This is a genomic window from Methylobacter arcticus, assembly GCF_050917435.1.
Classification (GTDB): Bacteria; Pseudomonadota; Gammaproteobacteria; order Methylococcales; family Methylomonadaceae; genus Methylobacter_A; species Methylobacter_A titanis.
On the sequence record NZ_CP159583.1, the window covers coordinates 3,925,928 to 3,947,694 of the forward strand.

Consider the following 21,767-nt stretch of genomic DNA (forward strand, 5'->3'; position numbering starts at 1 on the left):
AGCGAAATCGGATATTGAATGAAGATGTGTATAACGATGAGCGCGGCGCGTGGGAACGAGGAGAAAACTTTAATCTATTTTTTCGTGCCTTTCGTCGACAAATCGCTGTTCGTTTTTAGACTTAACAAACAATTTAAAATCACTCTTTAAGAAGACAACTATGAAAGCAAACATCGGCTTAATCGGCCTAGGGGTCATGGGACAAAATCTGGTTCTTAATATGAACGACCATGGTTTTACCGTGGCGGTATTTAACCGCACGACCAGCACAGTTGATGAGTTTCTGGCTGGCCCTGGCAAAAATACGCAAATTATCGGCACACACTCGCTGGAAGCATTGATCGACAACCTGGAATCGCCGCGCATCGTCATGTTAATGGTTAAAGCGGGAGAGGTGGTCGACCAGACTATCGACAAGTTAGCGCCGCTATTATCACCCGGCGATATTATTGTCGATGGCGGCAATTCACTGTTCACCGACACCCAACGTCGGACTATTGCCCTAAAAGAACAAAATATCCTATACATAGGTGCGGGCGTTTCCGGCGGCGAGGAAGGCGCAAGACACGGGCCGTCTATCATGCCCGGCGGCAACAAGGACGCATGGCCTGTGGTCAAACCCATTTTCCAGTCTATCAGTGCACAGGTTGACGACCAGCCTTGCTGCGAATGGGTGGGCGATAACGGCGCCGGACATTACGTCAAGATGGTGCATAACGGTATTGAATACGGCGACATGCAATTGATCGGCGAAGCCTATCACCTGCTGTCCGAGGGCTTAGGCTTAAGCGCTTATGACATGCAGGCGATATTCGCCGAATGGAATCGGGGGCCGTTAAGCTCCTATCTGATTGAAATCACCGCCGCTATTTTGGCCTACAAAGATAGCGATGGTCAGCCGTTGCTGAAAAAAATTCTCGACACTGCCGGACAAAAAGGCACCGGCAAATGGACCGGTATCAATGCCCTGGAACTGGGTATCCCGTTAACCCTGATTGGCGAAGCGGTATTTGCCCGCTGCTTGTCCGCGCAAAAAGAGGAACGGGTTAAAGCGTCATCGGTACTGCCTAAACGACCGCTGAAATTTATCGGCGACAAGAAAACCATGATTAATGCTATTCGCGATGCGTTATATGCGGCCAAAATCATTTCTTATGCGCAAGGTTTTCGCTTGATGCGCGAAGCCTCAAAAGAATATGGCATGGCGCTCAATTATGGCGATATTGCGCTGATGTGGCGCGGCGGCTGTATCATTCGCAGTCGGTTTTTAAACGACATCAAACAAGCCTATGATGCGAACCCGGATTTGGAAAATCTGCTGCTGGCCGATTTCTTTGTCGCTGCGATGAAACAAGCCGATGAAGGCTGGCGTAGAGCCGTTATTTTAGGCATAGAGCTCAGCATTTCGACCCCGGCCCTGTCTTCCGCCCTGGCTTATTACGACGGCTATCGCAGTGAAAAATTACCGGCTAATTTGCTACAGGCCCAACGGGACTATTTCGGCGCGCATACTTATGAGCGCATAGATCAACCCAGAGGCCAATTCTTCCATACCGATTGGACCGGGCATGGCGGCAAAACCGCATCGACGACCTATACTGTTTAAATAAAGCTTTTTCGGGTACGCTAACGCCTTCCCTAAAAAACACGAGGCGCTACCAATGCTGAAAGCCGAACCCTGTACCTACGTTATTTTTGGCGCCACCGGAAACCTGTCCCGGATTAAATTAATGCCATCGCTGTATCATCTGGATGTCGCCAAGCGCTTGCCTGAAGGCACCCGTATTTTGGCCATCGGTCGCAGGCCATGGGATCAAGAAAAATGGCTGGCCGAAGTTCGGCAGATGATTATGGACAAAGTGCCAGACGATTTTGATGAAGCTGTTTTTCAACGCTTTAGCGCCCGCCTGCATTACCATCAGGGCGATATAGAACAGCCGCCATGTTATACCGAATTGGCTGAATTGCTTAACGGGAACAACCAATTTCCTAAAAACATCGCCTTCTATCTGTCTATAAGTCCCTCAGACTTCGGTACGGTCATGGAGCTGTTAAGCAATAACCACTTATTCGATGAAGAATACGGTTGGCGGCGAGTGATTATCGAAAAACCGTTCGGTTATGATTTGGACAGCGCTCAAGCCCTGCAAAAGCGCATCAGCCGCTATTTAACGGAAGACCAAATTTACCGTATCGATCATTATCTGGGTAAAGGCATGGTGCAAAATGTGTTGGTGTTTCGTTTTGCCAATGTGATGCTGGAGCCGTTATGGAATCGCAATTATATCGATCATATCCAAATCACCCACTCAGAAGACATCGGCATAGGCAGCCGCGCCGATTACTACGACAACGCCGGAGCCATGCGCGACATGCTGCAAAGTCATTTGCTGCAATTGCTGACGCTGGTCGCCATGGAGCCGCCGGTGTCGATGGAAGCCGAATCGCTACGCGACGAAAAAGTCAAAGTGCTGAAATCCATCCGCCCCATTCCCAGAGAAGCCGTACACGGTCATGCCTTCCGCGCCCAATATGGTAAAGGCAACATCGGCGGCGAACGGGTCAACGGCTATCTGCAGGAAGACGGCATACCGGCCAACAGCATCACCGAAACCTATGCCGCGATGAAACTGTATATCGACAACTGGCGCTGGCGCGGCGTACCGTTTTATCTGCGTACCGGCAAGCGCATGGCCAAGGCGCAATCGACTATTTCGATTTGTTTTCGCCATCCGCCGTTACAGTTTTTTCGCGGCACCGAGGTGCAGTGCATGAACCCCAACTGGGTACTGCTCGGCATACAACCGGAAGAATTTATCCGCATTGAAATGACCGTCAAAGAACCCGGCCTCGAGATGCGCACCCGCTCCAGCAGCCTGGATGCCAGCTTCCGCCAGGAGAATGAAAAACCCATCGATGCGTACGAAGACTTATTGCTCGACGTATTAAAAGGCGACCGCTCGTTATTTCTGCGCTTTGATGAAGTAGAATATGCGTGGCGCATTGTCGATCCGATCCTGCAAACCTGGGCAATAGAACGTGACCATATTGTCACCTATGCCGCAGGTTCCTGGGGGCCGGAAGACAGCCGCCGCTTATTCGACAAAGACAACCAATATTGGCGCAGCTCATTAATCCCGGAGTGTAAATAAATGCAACAAAACAGCCGCTGGCATACTCTTGAAACCGCAGAAGACGTAGCTTTTGCCGCCTGCCGTCACATTCTTAACGCCGCCGACTCGGCCGTTTCCGCACGCCGCAAATTCAAGCTAGTATTGGCCGGAGGCAGCACCCCGGAAAAAGTCTATCGACTATTAGCCGGGTCCAATGCGAACTGGGCCAACTGGCATATTTATTACGGCGATGAGCGCTGCTTGCCTGCCGATCATAAAGACCGCAACAGCCTGATGGCAACCCAGGTTTTACTGGATAAAGTGGCTGTTCCGGCCGAGCAGATTTTTACCATGCCCGCCGAACTGGGGCCGGAAGTTGCCGCCGAACGCTATCGTCAAACCGTCGCCGAGGCCGGCATGTTCGATATGGTGTTGCTGGGCATGGGCGAGGACGGCCATACCGCCAGCCTGTTTCCCGGTCATCAGCATCAACAAGACGAGCTGGTGCATGCGGTTTACAACTCGCCCAAACCGCCGCCGGAACGTATTTCGATCAGCGCTAAGGCATTAAGCAACACCCGGGAATTGATATTTTTAATCACCGGCGCGAACAAGCAGGAAGCCGTCAACCAATGGCGTTCAGGTCAGGATTTGCCGGTTGCCGGCATTACCCCAGAAAACCCTATCGATATTTATATCGATAACGCTGCCTACAAGCCGTAGATCCGGCCTTTCGCCTTGAACCTTGAACCTTGAACTTTTCACCTTAAAACCATGAACATCGGCAAACTCTATATTATTTCCGCCCCGTCCGGCGCCGGTAAAACCAGTCTGGTTAAACAGCTGGTTGCCGACCTTGACCAACTGAGCGTATCCGTCTCCCATACCACCCGGCAGATGCGACCCGGCGAAGTCCACGGCCAGGATTATTACTTTGTCACCGCCACCGACTTTCAAGCCATGCAGGCACAACAGGCGTTTCTTGAACATGCCCAGGTTTTCGATAATTTTTACGGCACGGCTCAGCAGACAGTAGAAGAAAATTTGCATCGGGGATTGGATGTGATTCTTGAGATCGACTGGCAGGGTGCCGAGCAAATCAAAAAACTGCTGCCCGACAGCCTGTCCATTTTCATCCTGCCGCCATCGACGGAGATTTTATTGCAGCGGCTTCGAAACCGGGGCCAGGACGATGAGCAAATTATCGCCCGCCGGATGCGCGATGCGGTCACCGAAATCCGCCATCATGACCAGTTCGATTATCTGGTGGTTAATGATGACTTTGCGCTGGCGCTGACTGAATTAAAAAGCATCATCATCGCCAATCGCCTGACTAGGCAACGCCAGCTGCCTAATTTGCAGCCTTTATTGGCTTCGCTGCTTTCGTAGGAAATGACAAAATAGCACCCATGTGGGCCGCAATAAGCCTGTTTGAGCGAAAGCGAAGCGCATTGCTTTCGTTCAGCGCATCCTATGCCCTCTACAACTGCATCGCTCAGCACATCCTATGGCCCTGACCCCACCTTCCTTGCTTTGATAAAACATGGCCGTTAAAAACGAACTGCGCTTCCAGCGCTTAACTGGAGCACTTAGATATGCATTTTTTAACGATGAGATTATTGAAAAAGAATAGATTCCTCTAGCAAAACAGGGGGGGGCAACATACTATGACACATCCCAAATCATTCTGATTCTGGGCATAAATCTAAATTTTAGGAAAAACATGAAAAAAATCACAGTTGATAGCAACCCAAGCAAAGCACTTTTAAAAAAAATGGGCGTTGCTAACTGGCCAACATGGGAAAAAGAAGTATCTGCATTCCCATGGGAATTCGTTACGACAGAAACAGCACTTATTTTAGAAGGTGAATGTGTAATGACACCTGCAGATGGAGGCCCTTCAACTACTTTCAAAGCGGGTGACTTAGTGGTATTTCCATTAGGCTATAAAGGTACTTGGGAAGTGAAAAAAGCACTTAAAAAGAGCTACAGACATAGCGGAGGTAAATTTGTTAAATGTTTTTTTAACCGTTTGACCATATTGTTAAATTTCACTAAATCAATCATGAAATGAAGTTCGCTTCCATTATTCCCACAACAACTGCTTCTGATATTTTGACAAGTTCGTACCACATAAATACTTAAATAGCATTGCAACATATAGAAAAAAATGGCATTTTTTGGGCTGTGAAATTATCAGAATACGCAAAGAAGATTGGGGTAACTTACAAAACCGCTTGGAACCATTATCAAGCAGGTTTAATCCCTAATGCCAGAAAACTGCCCTGGCATTAGGCGTATTCTTTTATGCCCTCTACAACTGCATCGCTCGCGACTGATGCGCTTCGCTTTCGCTCAGCACATCCTATGGCCCTGTCGTTATTTATTGAACCGGTACACCTGCATTACCTTTAGCGACCACAATTACGTGACCCGGCCGACGAGATGGTGCTTGAAACCGCATTAAATGGCCGAGCCAAAGTGCTGGTCACCTTGAATATTGCTGATTTTGTTCCCGCCAGCCATTTTCGACTGCCGGTGTTAACCCCAGATGCTTTTTTACGCCAACTGCAAGATGAGAAAACCTGATGACCAACTATGCGCTGCGCGTCCCCGAATCTCTCTTTACTTACGCCCGCAAGGTGGCGAAGGAAGAGCATGTATCAATGAACCAGTTTTTCGTCATGGTCATTGCCGAAAAGGTTTCCGCATTGAAGACCGAGACCTATTTTCGTGAGCGGCAATCTCGCGGCGAACTCAATGCTTTTGACACCTGGCTCAACGCCAGTCGTGATGCAGAACCAATGGCAGGCGATGAGCTGATTTGACTTAGCATCGATCATAACCGGTTTATTCCTGCGGTTCGATTAAATATCGCCTGCGCTGGTGGGATAAAAGCGAAACTCACGGTGAATAGAGCGTGATGAAGTTAGCTGGGCTAACATCTTTTCGTTGCCCAACATTTTGCGCGAATTGATGTCGGGCATAAACAGCATGTCCGTATCTACAGGGCTTTATATTATTTCCGCTCCCTCCGGCGCCGGTAAAACCAGTCTGGTCAAACAACTGATTACCGATTTAAACGCGCTGACCGTTTCAATTTCCCATACCACCCGGCAAATGCGACCCGGCGAAGTCCACGGCCAGGATTATTACTTCGTCTCTGTCGCCGACTTTAAAGCCATGCAGGCACAACATGCGTTTCTTGAACACGCCCAGGTTTTCAATAATTTTTACGGTACGGCTCAGCAGACGGTAGAAGAGAATTTGCATCGGGGATTGGATGTGATTCTTGAAATCGACTGGCAGGGTGCCGAGCAAATCAAAAAACTTGCTGCCCGACAGTCTTTCCATTTTTATCCTGCCGCCATCGACGGAAGTTCTATTGCAGCGGCTTAGAAATCGGGGCCAGGACGATGAGCAAATTATCGCCCGCCGTATGCGCGATGCGGTTACCGAAATCCGCCATCATGACGAGTTCGATTATCTGGTGGTCAATGATGACTTTGCGCTGGCGCTGACTGAGTTAAAAAGCATCATCATCGCCAATCGCTTGACCAGCAACGCCAGTTGCCTAACTTGCAGCCTTATTGGCTTCGCTGCTTTCGTAGGAAATAACAAAATAGCACCCATGCAGGTCGAAATAAGCCTGTTTGAGCGAAAGCGAGAACTGGCGTTTCCCGCCTGCAACTTTGAAAAATCAGCGGTCAGTCAAACATAAGCAACTCTTTTTCTGCCCACCTTTTGAGCTACCGAGCCGTATGCGAAATGATCTTATGGAGTATAAACTGAACAACCGCCAGCTAAAGCTGGTGGGTTCGTATAATGGACTAAAGTCCGGATACGGGTCATAAGACCCGTTCATGACTCTGTCCTAAAATTATCATCTCCTTTGGGTTCAAAATGATGTTCCAGATAATTTTTTATCATTTCATCTGTCAACTCACCAGAAGTCACGCAAAAGTAACCCCGTGCCCAGAAGTGACGACCCCAATAGCGTTTTTTCAAATCAGGAAAACTCTCGAACAGCTTCATCGAACACCTGCCTTTGATTCGCCTCATAATTTCGCTCGGTGCCAAATTGGGTGGCGCAGAAACCAAAATATGGACAGGATCCTGACTGATAACGCCTTTCAGAATTTCTATTTCAAAGGCTTCACAGGTTTGCCTAATCAGTTCACGAACTTTCAAACCAACGTCACCTTTCAACACCTTATAACGATACTTTGTGACAAATACAAAATGATATTGAATTTTAAAAACAGTATGACTTCCATAACGGTAATCCATAAGGCCCCCTACTTTTCAGTTCAGAGCAATATCATACGTCAAAAAATCATAGATAAATCTGACCGCCTAAAAGGCGGTGGTTTTAACCTTACTACGGACTAATAAATAACATTCCATTCTAATACAGCCATACGATCATCGCAAAGAATGGGCCACTTAAGAGCACCATCATCACTATCAAACCAGCAGATATTTATTTCGCGGTCACTGCACAAATAATCTGTTATCCAAGGAATAGAATTAGGATTTTCTGGAAGAACAAGGCAAAGCGATACATGTTGATCATTAATTATACTTCGGTAACGATAGCGGTATTCATAGAGTTGGCTTAAGCCTTTCCTAATTTGCTCTAGCAAGCTTTCCCCGCCGCTCTTCATCTCAAAAATAAATGAGCCATCACCAGGGATTTTTGCGAAAAGGTCAATATGTTCATTTTCTTGAGGGCTAGCACCTAACCTGCGAAGCCAGCTCTCCATCATGTCGATAAGCTCTTTATGAGCCAAGTTTCTTCTCTGACGCTTGATCTTTGTAAGTTCAGGGTCAGCAAGTTCTTTACGCCTGTCGTATGGCTTTGGTGTTGGAAGCACTCCAGTGCGCGGTCTGAATGGATAAATTTCGGCAACTGGAAACGGTATGACAGATGTTTCTCCTTCAATGGCCGGTTCAACTGGCATTGCCGTTTCCATGGCCGTGTCTTTTGTAAGAGCTTCGACAGTATGTGAGGGAAGCATTCTCACTCCGTCGAAGTATTGCCCCCATTCCCCACTAGCAATAACTTCTCTTAAGTCCTTTTCGTCAGCGCAATTGTCAAAGCCTTTGAATTCAGCGCTAATGCTGGCAATAGCTTCTAGTTGGCGGATAAGCTGATTTCTATCAGCTTCATTCACTCCGCTTCGAAGGCGAACATGTCCTTGTCCAAGCAAAAAAATCTCTGTGTGCTTAAGCGTATGAAATCGGCTCTCATACCGATCAGGGTAGCCAAGCCGATTGTTGCGAATATCATCAAGCGCTACGGCAGTGTCACTAATTGACGGCAGTGCTCGTTTGTTTATTAAAGGGCAGTTAGCTAAGCCAAATATTTCATTATAAGAAACCGAGGCGCTAAGGACGCTGATGCCTCGGAGATAAGCATCGGCCTGAAGCGCAACAGCAATAGTCCTGACCGGGGAGAAATGAATCCCTTGTTTAACAAAATTTAATGTTCTGTCTCTCGAGTTAGCCTGGATTCGAAGTTTAGTTGAGTGGCTTTTATAAGCAGCCCCCATTGCACTCGGATATTGAAATAGGGGTAGCTGCAATCTCAGAAAAGATGCTACATCCGGCTCTTCCCTTATTAAAAACCTCTTAGTCGTTTCGGTAATTCGAACAATCCACCCTACAGAGGATGCCTCCAAATAATAAAGGCCCAGGTAAGCCGGGTAAGCGCTTATTTCATCCCGAAATTTCGAAACGTCTAGTCTTCCACCTGCAGTACGCGGTTTTGATGCGGCATCTTTGGCGAGATAAGATGCCCGTGGACTAATGCGCTGCAATCTCTCTTCAATCGTATTTCGGTTAAATAACTGCCCATTGAATTCGTTAAAAATAGCCGCAATTTCCGCTAGCTTTTCTGGCCATTCATCCCCACTCGAATGAATTTTGTGACTGAATAAATCAACAATCATGTTGAAACTGTCCGGCTTTCATTTCTGCAAATACTCAAGCTCAAGAATTTCGATAAGTTCTTCATAGTTTTTTTTGCGCTTTGACCCAAAAACATGAACTTTTATATGTTCAGCAAGCTGTGCCGCAAACAAAGGTGGTACAGCATTCCCCACTTGCCTGATTACGTGGCGGCCAGTACCGTGAAATTGCCACCAATCTGGGAAAGTTTGCATTCTAGCCGATTCCCTCGGCGTCACTTCCCTAGGAGTAAAAGGGTGAACATGCCCCTTGCCCCCCCCTTTATCAGAACCGACAATAATTGTGAAGCTAGGCCTTTCTGGATGAAGCTTATTAATTCTAGTTTTGGGGTCTCGCTCCCCGAATTTTAGGCTTTGGTAACGGTCAATGATTCTCTGGCTATGCTTCCGCCCGATATGGTTAGGTACATGACTTGATTCCCCTGGCGCTGGCAAAAACCTGAGTGCTTCGTCAGCTGTGCGGTAGGGATTAGAAGCGGATAAGCACTGCTCTCCGTGTGTCGGCTCCATGGGTGGAACTAGCGTGCCATTCTTTGTACCAATAAAAAATATACGGTCCCGGAATTGAGGTATACCGAAATCCGCAAGCTGATAATTGTGCGCCGACACTGTGTATAAACCATCAAGAGCAAGCGACTTGAGAATCTCATCGTATAGTTCGCCGTTATGTATCGACTTTAATCCAGCTACGTTTTCAAAAACAAACGCTGTCGGTTGTATTTCTTGCAGAATTCGCAGATATTCCCATACAAGATTCCCTCTTGGGTCTTCCAACCCCTTGCGCTGTCCAAATACAGAAAAGGCTTGGCAGGGTGGTCCGCCAATTAGCAGATCAATGTCCTTCCTATAAATACTGTCATTCTCAAACAAATCCTTTGCACTTATTTTGTTAATGTCAGCCTGAATAGCTTTAGCGTGCTTATAAAACGGCCTCTTGCCACTGTTTATTTCCAAAGTCTTGCATGAAAACGAATCAATGTCGCTTGAAACCCGAATATTAAAGCCAGCAGCAGAAAAGCCTAGATCAAGCCCCCCACCACCTGAAAAAAGCGCAACGGCATTTAGCACCTTCTGCGCTGCGACACTTTTTTTTCTGGATGAAATGCTGCTTTGCGGTTCACTTGAATTTCCTCCAATTTCAACCACTCGCGTTTCAAGCAAGGAGTACTCAGAGCTCATGATTGTCTCGCTTCTTTCTCATTTTTTAATTTAACTCTAGTGACTCTGTGTTTTATTGGTCCAAGAATTTTTTTTATTTTCTCTTCTATTTTTTCCGGCGCTTTCATTTCGCGTTCCCAGACCACTAGTACGCTCCAACCATTCCTCTGTAGTGTATCTATGTGTTGTCCGTCTCGTTCAACGGTTCTAGCAAGCTTTGGTCCCCAATAAGTTAAATTGCTGGCCGGTGGCAATCCCATTTTGCAATCTCTGTGTTGGTGCCAGAAACATCCATGCACAAAGATAACTTTTTTCCTTCCAGAAAAGACTAAATCCGGTTTGCCCGGTAAATTCTTTCCATAGAGACGGTAGCGATAACCCATTGAAAAAATCAATCGCCTTATAGTTAGCTCAAGACCCGTATTTTTGCTTCGAATATGGCTCATTATGTAGCTGCGCTTCTCGGCACTCATGTGATCAACCATAACTATTCAGTGATACCCGCATACAATGCAACATTCAAAAGAAATCCGCTTTAGCACACTTGATTTTGTAACAGATGGACGGCTTATTATATCCTTTTATAATCCGATGCATTTGTGATTGTCTGTAATTGGCCGTAATCCGACGGCCAGTTTCAACTAAAAAATCAACACGCGTTGAGGGTGGTTTGCCTAAATAACCCCGTTCTCAATCACCGGCAGCACCCAGTATTGAATCCCCGATCCGGAAAACTCCGCTCTCAGTTGCGCTAACAATTGGGCTAAGCCATCCTCCGGCACGTACATTTGAAAACGGACTTTTTTCTGCCGTCCGGTGACCTGTTCGGCCAGCGACAGGCCTTCATTTTTATGATCATGCGAGTTGACCGCAAAACTGCTGAAGCCGTGTTCCGACTCCAGCATCAACAAACAATCGACCACCGCTTCTTCAAGGCTGGGAGGTACATTTAGGGTGACGAGATATTCCTTGTCATTCATCGCTTAAGCTCCTTGGGCAAGCCAAATAATGTAAACAAAATCGGCAATAAAAATAAGGTTAAAAATGTTGACGATACCAAGCCGCCGATCACCACGATGGCCAAAGGCCGCTGAATTTCAGAGCCCGGCCCGGTTGCAAACAGCAGCGGGATCAGGCCGAATGCGGCGATGCTGGCGGTCATCAGCACCGGACGCAAACGCCGCGACGAACCGAGCAATACCACGTTAACCAGGTCCATGCCGGTGGCGATCAGCTGGTTGAAATAACTGACCATGACCACGCCGTTCAGTACCGCAATCCCCAGCAGCGCGATAAAGCCGACCGATGCCGGTACCGATAAATACTCGCCGGACAGCCATAGGGCGAATACGCCGCCGACCATCGCCAACGGGATGTTGGACAGCACCAGGACGGCTTGACGAACCGAGCCGAAGGTCGAAAACAATAATAAAAATATCAGCCCTAACGATACCGGAACGACCAGCGACAAGGTCGCCGCTGCTCGTTGCTGGTTTTCGAACTGGCCGCCGAATTCGACGGTGTAGCCGGTCGGCAAGTTGGCTTGTTCGGCAACCGCTTTACGGGCTTCATCGACAAAGCTGACCAAGTCCCGGTTAACGACATTGCTGGTGATGACCACAAAGCGCTGTCCCCGTTCCCTGCCCACCGAGACCACGCCTTCCACTTTTTCAATTTTGGCAACCGCCGTTACCGGCACATGCCCGCCTTCCGGCAGCGCAATTTGCAGGTTGTCGAAATTAGCGACATTGCTGTCGCCGCGCAATATTAACGGGGTGCGCTTGATGCCTTCCTGAACCACGCCCAGCTTTAAGCCTTCAATCTGCGCCCGTAACAGCGTTTCGATGCTGTCGCTGTCCAGGCCTAAACGCCCGGCCGCCGATTTGTCGATGGTCAGTTGCAAAAACTGCATACCGGCGTTTTGCTTGGCGAATACGTCGCTGGCGCCGCTTATGTTTTTCAAAATATCGGCAATTTGCTGGGCTTTTTCATTTAACACGGCAAGGTCGGTGCCGAATAATTTGACTGCCACGTCGCCGCGCGTTCCGGTCAGCATTTCCGAAACGCGCATTTCAATCGGCTGGGTAAACTGAAAGGCGATGCCCGGGGTTTGCGCCATGACTGCCCTGATCTCATCGAGCAATTTTTCCTTGCTGTCCATACGCCATTCGTCTTTGGGCTTGAGGATCAAAAAGGTATCGGTATCGTTCAAGCTCATCGGGTCTAACCCCAACTCGTCCGAGCCGACCCGAGCGACAATGTTGACGATTTCCGGAATATTTTTACGCAGGTTTTTTTGCACCTGAATATCCAAAGCTATCGATTGCTCCAGGGTAATCGACGGCAATTTTTCCAGCTGCACGATGATGTCGCCTTCGTCCATGGTCGGCATAAAGGTGCTGCCGATCTGGGTAAATACCAGCACGGTCACGGCCAACAATGAACCCGCTCCGATAAAGACCAACTTGCTGTTGGCCAGACACCAGACTAAAGCCGGTTGATACAGTTTTTGCAGGTTTCTGGGCAACCAGGGTTCTTCGTGCGATACCTCTTTCAACAAATAGGAGGCGATCACCGGAATCACCGTCAGCGACAACACCAGCGAACCGCTGAGCGCAAATACGATGGTCAAGGCCACCGGGGTGAATAATTTCCCTTCCAGTCCTTGCAGGGTCAGCAACGGCAAGAACACGATAATAATAATCAGGATGCCGGAGACCACCGGAGCGGCAACTTCGCGGGTGGCCCGATAAATAACATGCAAGCGCGGCAGGCGCTGGGCTTTTTCGACATGCGCTAGGTGAGTGATCAGGTTTTCAACCACCACCACGGCGGCATCGACCAGCATGCCGATCGCAATCGCAAGGCCGCCCAAGCTCATCAGGTTGGCCGACATGCCCATAGTGTTCATCAAAATAAAGGTGAACAACGCGGCCAGCGGCAAAGCCAGCGCAACCACCAAAGCCGCGCGCAAATCACCCAGAAACAAAATCAGCAAAACGACCACCAACACTATGGCTTCCAGCAGGGCATGCAAAACCGTATCTACCGCCTTATCCACCAGATTGCCTCGATTGTAAAAAACCTTGGCCTCGACGCCTTTAGGAAATCCGGGGCTGATTTCGGCCAGTTTTGCCTCGATACCGGCTATCGTTTGTCTGGCATTCGCGCCGCGCAAACTCAACACCAGTCCCGTGACCGCCTCGCCTTCGCCGTTTTTGCTGACCGCGCCATAACGGGTCAGCGCGCCGATTTTGATGGTGGCGACATCGCCAACGGTAATGGGCGTGCCGTTTTTGTTATCCACTACGATAACGCCGACATCGTCCAGGGTTTTGATCCGGCCTTCGGCACGCACGATCAAGGCTTCTTCGCCGTCGGTTATACGGCCTGCGCCGTCATTGCGGTTATTGTTTTGTAAGGCAGTAGACAATTGCGCTATGCTGATGCCTCTGGCCGATAAGCGGGTATTATCGGGTATCACCTCAAAACTCCTGACCATGCCGCCCAAGGAATTGACATCGGCAACGCCGGATACGGTGCGCAATGCCGGTCGTATCACCCAATCCAATAGACTCCGGCGTTCCATTAAGCTGAGTCCTCCGCCTTCCACGGTAAACATAAACATTTCGCCTAAAGGCGTGGTCATCGGCGCAATGCCGCCTTCAATGCCGGAAGGCAAATCGCCCCATATCGTATTCAGGCGTTCGGCAATCTGCTGACGCGCCCAGAAAATATCGGTGCCTTCTTCAAAATCAACGGTAATATCGGTCAGCGCGTATTTGGCGATGGAGCGCAACATGGATTGATGCGGGATACCCAACAGCTCGACTTCAATCGGCGCGGTGATTCTGGCCTCGACTTCTTCCGGGGTCATGCCGGGCGCTTTAACGATAATCTTGACCTGGGTCGGCGATACTTCCGGAAACGCATCAATCGGGATGTTTTTAAACGCCCAATAGCCGCCACCTGCCAGCAGCAGCACCAACAACATCATCAACAGCCGTTGACTCAGCGCAAATCTAATCAAATTAGTCATTATTCATCACTCCCCAATCCCAGCCAATTGGCTTTGAGTGCGACCGCGCCTTTGACAGCGATTTCTTCATCAGCGGTCAACTCGCCGCTAACGATCGACTGATCATCCTGTTTGCCGACTACGGTAATCGGGGTGACTAAAAAGCCTTGCGGCTTGCGGATAAAAATATAAGCGTTGCCTTCGTTCTGGGCAATGGCGGTATTGGGGATTTTAAACACGGCTTTGTCGCTGGATTGAATAATCCGGGTATTCAGCCGTTGTCCGGGACGCAATGGCGCATTCTCGTGTAACGGTTCAAGCACTGCTCTGGCCACAATAGTCTGGTTGTCCGGATTAACGCTCTGTCCCAACAAGGTAATTTTGGCAGAGGGCGACCGGCCGGTCGCCCCTACGGCGTTTTCAACAACAACCCGGTCACCGATTTTAATGCTGTCCATACGTTCTTGCGGAATGGCTATTTCCAGCCACAGCTGATCCAGATTGGCGATGCGATATAACGGCGCCATCATATCTATGCGAGTTCCGGCGACGGCCAAACGCTCCATCACTACGCCGACTATCGGCGCACGGACATTGAGCTGACGGGTGAGCCGATGGGTTTTGGCTAGATGCGTAATCTCACTGTCGGTCATGCCGGCAATTTCCAGCAATTGCTTTTGCTCATTCACTTCGGACACAAAGGAGTTATGTTGAATGCGGGTTTCCTGCCAACGCCGGTCGGCAATAACGCCCTCTTCCACCAGTTTTTTATCCCGCTGAAAAGTAGCCGAAGACAATTGCAGTGCGCTGACGGCTTTAAGATATTCCCGTTGTAGTGTCAGCAGATCAGGACTGTTGAGCTGGGCTAACACCTGCCCCTTGACGACCTTATCGCCTATCGCCACATTCAACTTATCGATGACGCCGAACTGCGATGCACTGACGATATATTCCTGCGTCGGCGGAACCACCACTTTAGCCGGAGCGGATAACACCGGGATTTGTTTAACCTGCTCCGGTTTGCCGAGTATTACCCCAAGATTGGCAATATTTTCCGGTGAAATCTGGATGCTGTTTTCGGCTGCGTAGCTACTGAAACCGGCCAGGGTTAGCATCAACATCATTATCGGACGAGCAAAAAATAGTCTCATGGCGTAACTCCTACGGCTTGGTTATAAAGCGCAATATCGCGTTGCAGCATCACCGAACGTTGCTTGGCATTTAACACCGCTTGCTGGGTTCTGGACTGGATTTTTAACAAATCCATCAAATTAATTTCACCCACCGAAAAACTTAAGTGGGTCATTTTTAAATGTTCTTCGGCAACCTGTTGTAACTCGTTGGCAATACCTAATTCAGCCCGGTTGATCTCCAGATTATGTTCGGCCTCGTGATGCGCCTGTTCCAGGTCGCGGCTCAGTTGTTCGCGTTCCGCAAGCAGTTTATTTAATTCGACATTGACTGCCGCAACCTGCGGTGCCAAATGCGCACTGCCGCCGAAAGGAACGGTAACGCCGATATTGAAACTTTCGGTTTGATTACTGCGCTGATCATCGGTAAACCGGTCGCTGTTGATGCCGACTGCAACATTGGTTTGCCCTGAACCGACTAATTTAATCGCATTCAGTTCCGCCTGCTTGCGTTCGACCTGACTGTTGATCGCCGCTAATAGCGGGTGGCTTTGCTGGATCTCCGTTAACTCAACCAGTTTTTCCTGATAGCTGCCGGGAATTTTAGTCATTTGGGTGATGCTGGAATACCGTTTGCGGGCATGCATTAATTCCGCTTCGGCCAAGGTTAACACCGAGCGTTTTTGCAGCGACTCCGATTGTGCCAATAAAAAGTCGGCTCTGGGTAAATCGCCTAACTCGACACGCCGTTGCACTTTAGCCAATAACTGATCGGTAATCGTCAGCTCGGTTTTCGCCTGCTCATAACTTAAGTTTGCCAGCGCCATATCCCAAAGGGCCGCCCTGACCAGTCCCGATACGCGCAATTTAACCGCATCCGCTTGCGATAATGCGCTGTTTTCTGCCAGCTTTGCGACGGTTTGTTGCGCATCGCGCTGACCCAAGTTCCATAGCGGCACTTGTACTGACGCGTCAATATAATGCAAGGTGCCGCTGGTCGCTTCCTGAAAACGTAGCCCTGCTTGCGATGCTCCGGCTGTCCAGCTGTTGCCGCGCTGTGCTATCGCCTCCGCTTCTTGTTCCAGCGATTTAAGCCAGCTTGCATCGGGATATTTCTCCAATGTTAAATCAACAACGTTAGCCAAGCTCAAGGTCGCAACACTTTCAATCGGATCAAGATGATCGACAAGGTGGGGCGACTCAGCAAAGCTGGGCGTTATCGTCGCTAAAAAAACAACAATAGCCGGCAAAAATCGGAAAATGAGCCTTCTGAAAGGGTTAAAAAAAAACATAGGTCAGACTCGATGCGGTTTTATGCCCGCGTTATAAATAAACAATAAGAAAATAAGGTAAGTTCTGCTTGCAATGACCGGCGCCATTACAGTAAACCTAAAATCCGATAAGAGCCTTTGGTGTTCAAGATAATGGCCACCGGAGACCGGGTTTTGTTTTCCCAGTACCAGCCGTGAGGGCCTTCGAAGGGAGCCGTCAAGATACCGGTGGATTGATTATCGCTACTTTCCTTAAAGCTTTTGAAGTAACCGGTTTTGTCGCCTTTGGGTTCGCCATGAAAATCGAAATAGAGTTTGGCGCCGTCGGTAGTCCATGAATAATCCAGTGTCGCTCCTTTTACCAGATGGAATTTATATTCCAAACCCTCCCCGGCCGGCACTATGATTTTGACTGAATCTTGCCACTGCGGCAGTGGTTCCTTTTGGATCGTCTCAGTCGAACCGGCCGCTTGATTAATCGTTTGCGGCGGCAACACCGGACAAGTAATCGCGAGTGCTTTATTGCCGTCATTTGTTGGTGCAGACAAAGCGCTTAAGCCCATCATTTTTCCCATCCCGGTTGGGTCAATACCGTATTCTGCGGGCAGTACCGCCGACAGTAATATAATGACGGCCAATAGCAGCGCAAAAGCGCTGGCTATAATCAGTGATTTGAGCGATTGAACAGGGGGATTGATATGAGTCATGAATTTATCCGTTAATTAAATAGCCGGTTATTTGATAGCCGAACAGAATCAAGCCGCCGGTCATTAAAAGTGTATTGGTAGCGGCGGAAAAGCGATAAAAACTCTCGTGTCTGCGCCAGAAATCGAGTGCAATCAAGATAAACAGCAAGGCGACAAACTGGCCCAGTTCCACCCCGACATTGAAGGCCAATAAATTTTTCCATAACGCCGCCTGAGGCAGTGAAAAATCCTGCAATTTGGTGGCGAGTCCAAAACCGTGAAACAAGCCGAAAACCATCACCGCGATTTTGGTGTTCGGTTGAAAGCCGAACAATCGGCGAAAACCGCCCAGGTTATCGAAGCCTTTGTAGACAATGGACAGTCCGATAATCGCATCAATCAGGAAAGAATTGACCGCGACGTTGTTTAGCACGCCGAATAATAGCGTCAGACTATGCCCCAAGGTGAACAGGCTGACATAAGTCAACACATCCCGGGTGCGGAACAGAAAGAAAATCACGCCAATCAGAAACAGCAGGTGATCGTATCCGGTCACCATGTGCTTGGCGCCGATATAAAGAAACGGCCCGATGGCGAGACCCTGGCTTGCCAATAAAAAACGTTCGGTATTCGCGTCAACGCCATGAGCAAAGACACTTGGGCTGAGGCTGAGGAGAAGTAAAAATAACGGCACGCTAATAAGCCGGGCCGGTCGTTGTGTTGTTAGTGTCATCGTTAAAAAATCCTGCTTCAATTTATGTGTCATTTAGGGCTGCCAATTTAAGCCGGGGCAAGTTCGGAATACAGGCTTCGCCTGTTTGCAAGCGAAGCTTGCACTCCTACGCCGTCTTAAGCCGGTAGCCTCATTGAGTGTTTATAGCTTAATGCCATAGCGCGTCAATAGTGTAATCATTAGAAAATAACAACCTGCCGTCACTGACATTGAAATCCCCATGCTCAGATAGAAATCAAGCCCCTTCTTGAGCAAAAAAGGTAAGCTGATAAAAAAAACCAGCGAGGGGATAACCAGCCAAAAAATACCGGCTGCCAAATCAACCACTTTTCCAGTATCTTTGGTGTCAATATAAAGCCAGAGCATCGCTAAAATGGACATGAGCGGCAGCGAGGCCAATAAAGCGCCAAGCAATGAACTTCGTTTCGACAGTTCCGATATAGCCACGATAAGCAGGCTGGTAATAATAACTTTGATTAGGGTACAGCTCATTTGTGCCACCGTTATTTTACCCCCGTCTTGCTTTGAAAATGTACCGCTTTGAAACGGCTGAAGACCTTGTTAATCAAGGGCTGGCCAGCTTTACAAAAACAGACTATTTGTCACTGAGATGAGGAGCGTATTCAATGCGGTTTTGACCGCGTTAATGTAAAGACGCGATACGTCACGTTTCTACGAAACGAAGGAGAACTTATTGAGCAGGAGGTGCGCGAGGGGATAACGAGGGAATAAGCAACCGGCAAACAAACTGCGTGGCTTGCGGAGAAAAATTGGTATCGAAAGGGGATATTGCGGCGTTAAATGCTGGAGACTGTTGCGGCAGATAGTGGCTGTTATCCGGATCTGCAAGCATAGTAACTTGCTTATCTTTCATTCCGGCAGCGACACCCACTATGATGCCTTCGGAACTGAAATCATGACTCACGGCCTGAAATGCATGATCGCCATGGTCGTCATTATGCATTTCAAGACCGTGAATATGCAGGCCAAAGCCTGGCACTTTTTCCCCAGCATGCGCATGCACCAGCGGAGCAATGAATTGCAGTATCGCCAGAAAGATAACGGTAAATTTGCGTAATGTTGTCAACATGGCGCCAATGCTAAGCGATTAACCCGTAATTAACAACTTGTTGTTTGCGGTAAGAGGCATAGCGCAAACAAACAAACGAGTGATGCAGGATGCATTCCCACGCCGGAGAGACTGTGAAAGTATTCATATTTAGAAATTAACCACGAAGAACACGGACGACTGCATGGATGCAGGAACTAGAGCAACGCAGGAGCAGTTGCCGAGAGCACGAAGTTTTTAATACCTTGAATTAATGCTGTTGTTTTCTCCGTGTCCTTCGTGTTCTCTGTGGTAAATAATTTTTTCAGCTCGATCTGGATAATACTTTCACAGTCGCCGGAGCGTGGGAACGATACGCGGAACATCCACGAACCGCTGCATCAGGCATGCAGTTTTTTGTAACGGATCGATGACAGCACCGATAAGCCGATCAATATCGCACCCGACAAGCCGGTAATGATTTCGGAAATATGATAGGTGATGCTGAGCAGCATAATGCCCGCCAATACGCCGATCGCATAATGCGCACCGTGCTCCAGAAACACATATTCATCCAGCGTACCTTTGCGCACCAGATAAACCGTCAGACTTCTTACAAACATCGCGCCGATCGCCAAGCCCAGCATAATGATGACCACATCCTGGGTAATCGCAAACGCACCGATCACCCCATCGAATGAAAACGACGCATCCAAGACTTCAAGGTAAATAAAACTCATTATGCCGCTTTTTTTAAGCACCGCAGCAACCTGTTCGCCTTCTTCTTCATCCTCAAACAAGGCCGCCAGACTGTCGACGATAACGAATAAGATAACCCCGGTGACGCCGGCGACCAGAACATCCAGACGGATTTCCTCGGGCAGATAGTTTTGAATGATTAACAGCGGCGCTAAGGCCATAATAATTTCAATGGCTTCAAGCTTGCCGAATGAAGCCATTTTCTTTTCTATGTAGCCCAGCCAATGCAGCTCCCTGGCCTCGTCAAAAATAAACGAATAAAACACCATCAGCAGGAACATGCCGCCAAATGCCGCAATTTGCACATGCGATTCTTCCAAATGTTTGGCATAGGTCGCGGTATCGTTTAAGGCCATGTCGGTGACGCCCATAAATCCGATGCCGGTGGCCGCTGCCACAATCACGATAGGAAACAACAGGCGCATACCGAAAACGGCCACCAAAATCCCCCAGGTTAAGAAGTACTGCTGCCAGCGGTCATCCATGCGTTTGAGAATGGAAGCATTAACCACCGCATTATCGAATGACAAACTGACTTCGAGTACTCCCAGAATAATGGCGATAAAAACGCCCATTATTCCACCCCAATAAAATGCGGCCGCCAGGCAAATCGCAGTGACAATAAAAGAAAGACGAAAATGTTGCATAGTGTACTCGCTGAAGATTGATGATTTTTTGTTGACCAACTATAGGTGGATTTAATTTAAAATCAACATTTATCCTGAGAGCAACGACACTTTACTGCTTGAAAATTTCACCGGTATTTTTAACGATCTACGCGTTACAGCCGGTTGTAAAACCCATACAGTCTACGGAATGAATAACTGATATTACCTTCCCGTTGTCGCGATAAAGGGTAGGGGCGACCTCGGCAACTGCTCCTGCGTTGCTCTACCTCCTGCATCCATGCAGTCGTGCCGGATCGCCCCTACAATTTAACTTGTGTAGATAGCTATGCCTTAGGGGCGCATATCCTACCTTCATGCAGTCGAACGCAGATACAATAAATACGCTTTCCTCGAATACATGGCTGACTAGGCAAGTAGTTTATTAGCGGTTATCATGGCAATCCACCTGTCGAATTACTTTTATGGATGGGTCGACCGGTGTACTACGTAATGAATCAGCAGTCTTTTACTATTTTTTTTGCCGGACTCATGAAACAAATAGCGTTAAAAGACTTTTGATAACGTGTCTATTTAGACTTTGCACTCTATACAAGGAGATTTATTGATGGCTATTTCGCTCACTAAAGGCGGCAATATCAGTCTGTCCAAGACTGATCCGACCCTTAAAAACCTGATTGTCGGTCTCGGCTGGGATGCAAGACCCACCGACGGCGCAGATTTCGATTTGGATGCCAGTGCATTTCTGGTCAAAGAAGACGGTAAAGTCAGATCCGACAGCGACTTTATTTTCTACAACCAGACTAAATCCACTTGCGGTTCGATTGAGCATACCGGCGATAACCGTACCGGTGAAGGCGACGGCGACGATGAATCCGTTATCGTGCTGCTCGACAAAATCCCGGCCGATATACACCGCGTGGTTTTTACCGTGACCATACACGATGCCGAATTGCGCAAACAGAATTTCGGTCAAGTTTCGAAAGCCTATGTTCGGGTCATTAATAAAGACTCAAGCAGCGAAGTCGCCCGCTATGACTTAAGCGAAGACGCCTCCATTGAAACCGCGATGGTTTTCGGCGAACTCTACAAACACGGCGCCGAATGGAAATTCAAAGCCGTCGGTCAGGGATATGCAGGCGGGTTGGCCGCATTAGCTCGTCAATACGGTATTAGTATCTAGTACTTTCGTTAGCCGACCTCTATAGTGTCACTCGACGGATAGAGGTCGAATGTGGATTGAAACATTAGCC

At 48.5% G+C, this 21,767-nt stretch carries 21 protein-coding genes and 1 pseudogene; 9 read left to right on the plus strand and 13 right to left on the minus strand.

All coding sequences use genetic code 11. From position 1 onward, the window contains the following. Positions 1-160 precede the first annotated feature (160 nt). The 8 genes and pseudogenes from gnd to gmk (ABXJ76_RS18675) all read left to right on the plus strand — a co-directional run bounded on the left by gnd (position 161) and on the right by gmk (ABXJ76_RS18675) (position 6,724). Complete coding sequence (gene gnd / locus ABXJ76_RS18640) at positions 161-1,606, plus strand: decarboxylating NADP(+)-dependent phosphogluconate dehydrogenase (RefSeq protein WP_432742824.1); 1,446 nt, start codon at positions 161-163, stop codon at positions 1,604-1,606. Between the two features lie 58 nt (positions 1,607-1,664). Further along, positions 1,665-3,152, plus strand: coding sequence for a glucose-6-phosphate dehydrogenase (zwf, locus tag ABXJ76_RS18645; protein ID WP_432746577.1), 1,488 nt, complete (start codon positions 1,665-1,667; stop codon positions 3,150-3,152). After that, entirely contained in the window at positions 3,153-3,836 is a 684-nt protein-coding gene (pgl, locus tag ABXJ76_RS18650) for a 6-phosphogluconolactonase (RefSeq protein WP_432742826.1), read from the plus strand. It abuts the gene before it with no gap. A gap of 51 nt (positions 3,837-3,887) precedes the next feature. Next, positions 3,888-4,502 carry a guanylate kinase gene (gmk, locus tag ABXJ76_RS18655; RefSeq protein WP_432742828.1) on the plus strand — a complete coding sequence of 205 codons (615 nt, stop codon included), beginning with the start codon at positions 3,888-3,890 and terminating at the stop codon, positions 4,500-4,502. Between the two features lie 334 nt (positions 4,503-4,836). Further along, entirely contained in the window at positions 4,837-5,187 is a 351-nt protein-coding gene (locus tag ABXJ76_RS18660; RefSeq protein WP_432742830.1) for a cupin domain-containing protein, read from the plus strand. Between the two features lie 371 nt (positions 5,188-5,558). Further along, entirely contained in the window at positions 5,559-5,702 is a 144-nt protein-coding gene (locus ABXJ76_RS18665; RefSeq protein ID WP_432742832.1) for a hypothetical protein, read from the plus strand. Further along, positions 5,702-5,941 (plus strand): toxin-antitoxin system HicB family antitoxin, encoded by a 240-nt coding sequence (locus ABXJ76_RS18670; RefSeq protein ID WP_432742834.1) that lies wholly within the window; start codon positions 5,702-5,704, stop codon positions 5,939-5,941. The genes ABXJ76_RS18665 and ABXJ76_RS18670 overlap by 1 nt, the downstream gene beginning before the upstream one ends. A 166-nt stretch (positions 5,942-6,107) precedes the next feature. Then, positions 6,108-6,724 (plus strand): annotated as a pseudogene (gene gmk / locus ABXJ76_RS18675) (guanylate kinase). Positions 6,725-6,974: 250 nt separating this feature from the next. Here the strand turns inward: gmk (ABXJ76_RS18675) and tnpA are convergent. The 13 genes from tnpA to ABXJ76_RS18740 all read right to left on the minus strand — a co-directional run bounded on the left by tnpA (position 6,975) and on the right by ABXJ76_RS18740 (position 20,535). After that, the gene (tnpA, locus tag ABXJ76_RS18680) at positions 6,975-7,403 is read right to left on the minus strand and encodes an IS200/IS605 family transposase (RefSeq protein ID WP_432741254.1); all 429 of its coding nucleotides are present in this window, start codon (positions 7,401-7,403) and stop codon (positions 6,975-6,977) included. 98 nt (positions 7,404-7,501) lie between these two features. Next, a complete protein-coding gene (locus tag ABXJ76_RS18685) occupies positions 7,502-9,067 on the minus strand; it encodes a hypothetical protein (protein WP_432742836.1) in 1,566 nt (521 codons plus the stop codon). 18 nt (positions 9,068-9,085) lie between these two features. Next, a complete protein-coding gene (locus ABXJ76_RS18690) occupies positions 9,086-10,264 on the minus strand; it encodes a DNA cytosine methyltransferase (protein ID WP_432742838.1) in 1,179 nt (392 codons plus the stop codon). Next, a complete protein-coding gene (locus tag ABXJ76_RS18695; RefSeq protein WP_432742840.1) occupies positions 10,261-10,728 on the minus strand; it encodes a very short patch repair endonuclease in 468 nt (155 codons plus the stop codon). The genes ABXJ76_RS18690 and ABXJ76_RS18695 overlap by 4 nt, the downstream gene beginning before the upstream one ends. Positions 10,729-10,917: 189 nt before the next feature. Beyond that, positions 10,918-11,223 carry a DUF3240 family protein gene (locus tag ABXJ76_RS18700; RefSeq protein ID WP_432742842.1) on the minus strand — a complete coding sequence of 102 codons (306 nt, stop codon included), beginning with the start codon at positions 11,221-11,223 and terminating at the stop codon, positions 10,918-10,920. Then, positions 11,220-14,282, minus strand: a complete 3,063-nt coding sequence (locus ABXJ76_RS18705) for an efflux RND transporter permease subunit (RefSeq protein WP_432742844.1) — start codon at positions 14,280-14,282, stop codon at positions 11,220-11,222. Before ABXJ76_RS18705 ends, ABXJ76_RS18700 begins: the two co-directional genes overlap by 4 nt. Continuing rightward, the gene (locus ABXJ76_RS18710; RefSeq protein WP_432742846.1) at positions 14,282-15,412 is read right to left on the minus strand and encodes an efflux RND transporter periplasmic adaptor subunit; all 1,131 of its coding nucleotides are present in this window, start codon (positions 15,410-15,412) and stop codon (positions 14,282-14,284) included. Before ABXJ76_RS18710 ends, ABXJ76_RS18705 begins: the two co-directional genes overlap by 1 nt. Further along, positions 15,409-16,683, minus strand: coding sequence for a TolC family protein (locus ABXJ76_RS18715; RefSeq protein WP_432742848.1), 1,275 nt, complete (start codon positions 16,681-16,683; stop codon positions 15,409-15,411). Before ABXJ76_RS18715 ends, ABXJ76_RS18710 begins: the two co-directional genes overlap by 4 nt. 86 nt (positions 16,684-16,769) lie before the next feature. After that, a complete protein-coding gene (locus ABXJ76_RS18720) occupies positions 16,770-17,369 on the minus strand; it encodes a hypothetical protein (RefSeq protein WP_432742850.1) in 600 nt (199 codons plus the stop codon). 4 nt (positions 17,370-17,373) lie between these two features. Beyond that, positions 17,374-18,081 (minus strand): HupE/UreJ family protein, encoded by a 708-nt coding sequence (locus ABXJ76_RS18725; protein WP_432742852.1) that lies wholly within the window; start codon positions 18,079-18,081, stop codon positions 17,374-17,376. 141 nt (positions 18,082-18,222) lie between these two features. Beyond that, positions 18,223-18,573, minus strand: a complete 351-nt coding sequence (locus ABXJ76_RS18730) for a DUF3147 family protein (protein WP_432742854.1) — start codon at positions 18,571-18,573, stop codon at positions 18,223-18,225. A gap of 199 nt (positions 18,574-18,772) precedes the next feature. Then, positions 18,773-19,171, minus strand: coding sequence for a hypothetical protein (locus tag ABXJ76_RS18735; protein WP_432742855.1), 399 nt, complete (start codon positions 19,169-19,171; stop codon positions 18,773-18,775). Positions 19,172-19,530: 359 nt separating this feature from the next. Further along, a complete protein-coding gene (locus tag ABXJ76_RS18740; protein WP_432742857.1) occupies positions 19,531-20,535 on the minus strand; it encodes a DUF475 domain-containing protein in 1,005 nt (334 codons plus the stop codon). Between the two features lie 586 nt (positions 20,536-21,121). Between ABXJ76_RS18740 and ABXJ76_RS18745 the strand changes: the two genes are divergently transcribed. After that, positions 21,122-21,697, plus strand: coding sequence for a TerD family protein (locus tag ABXJ76_RS18745; protein ID WP_432742859.1), 576 nt, complete (start codon positions 21,122-21,124; stop codon positions 21,695-21,697). Positions 21,698-21,767: the final 70 nt, after the last annotated feature.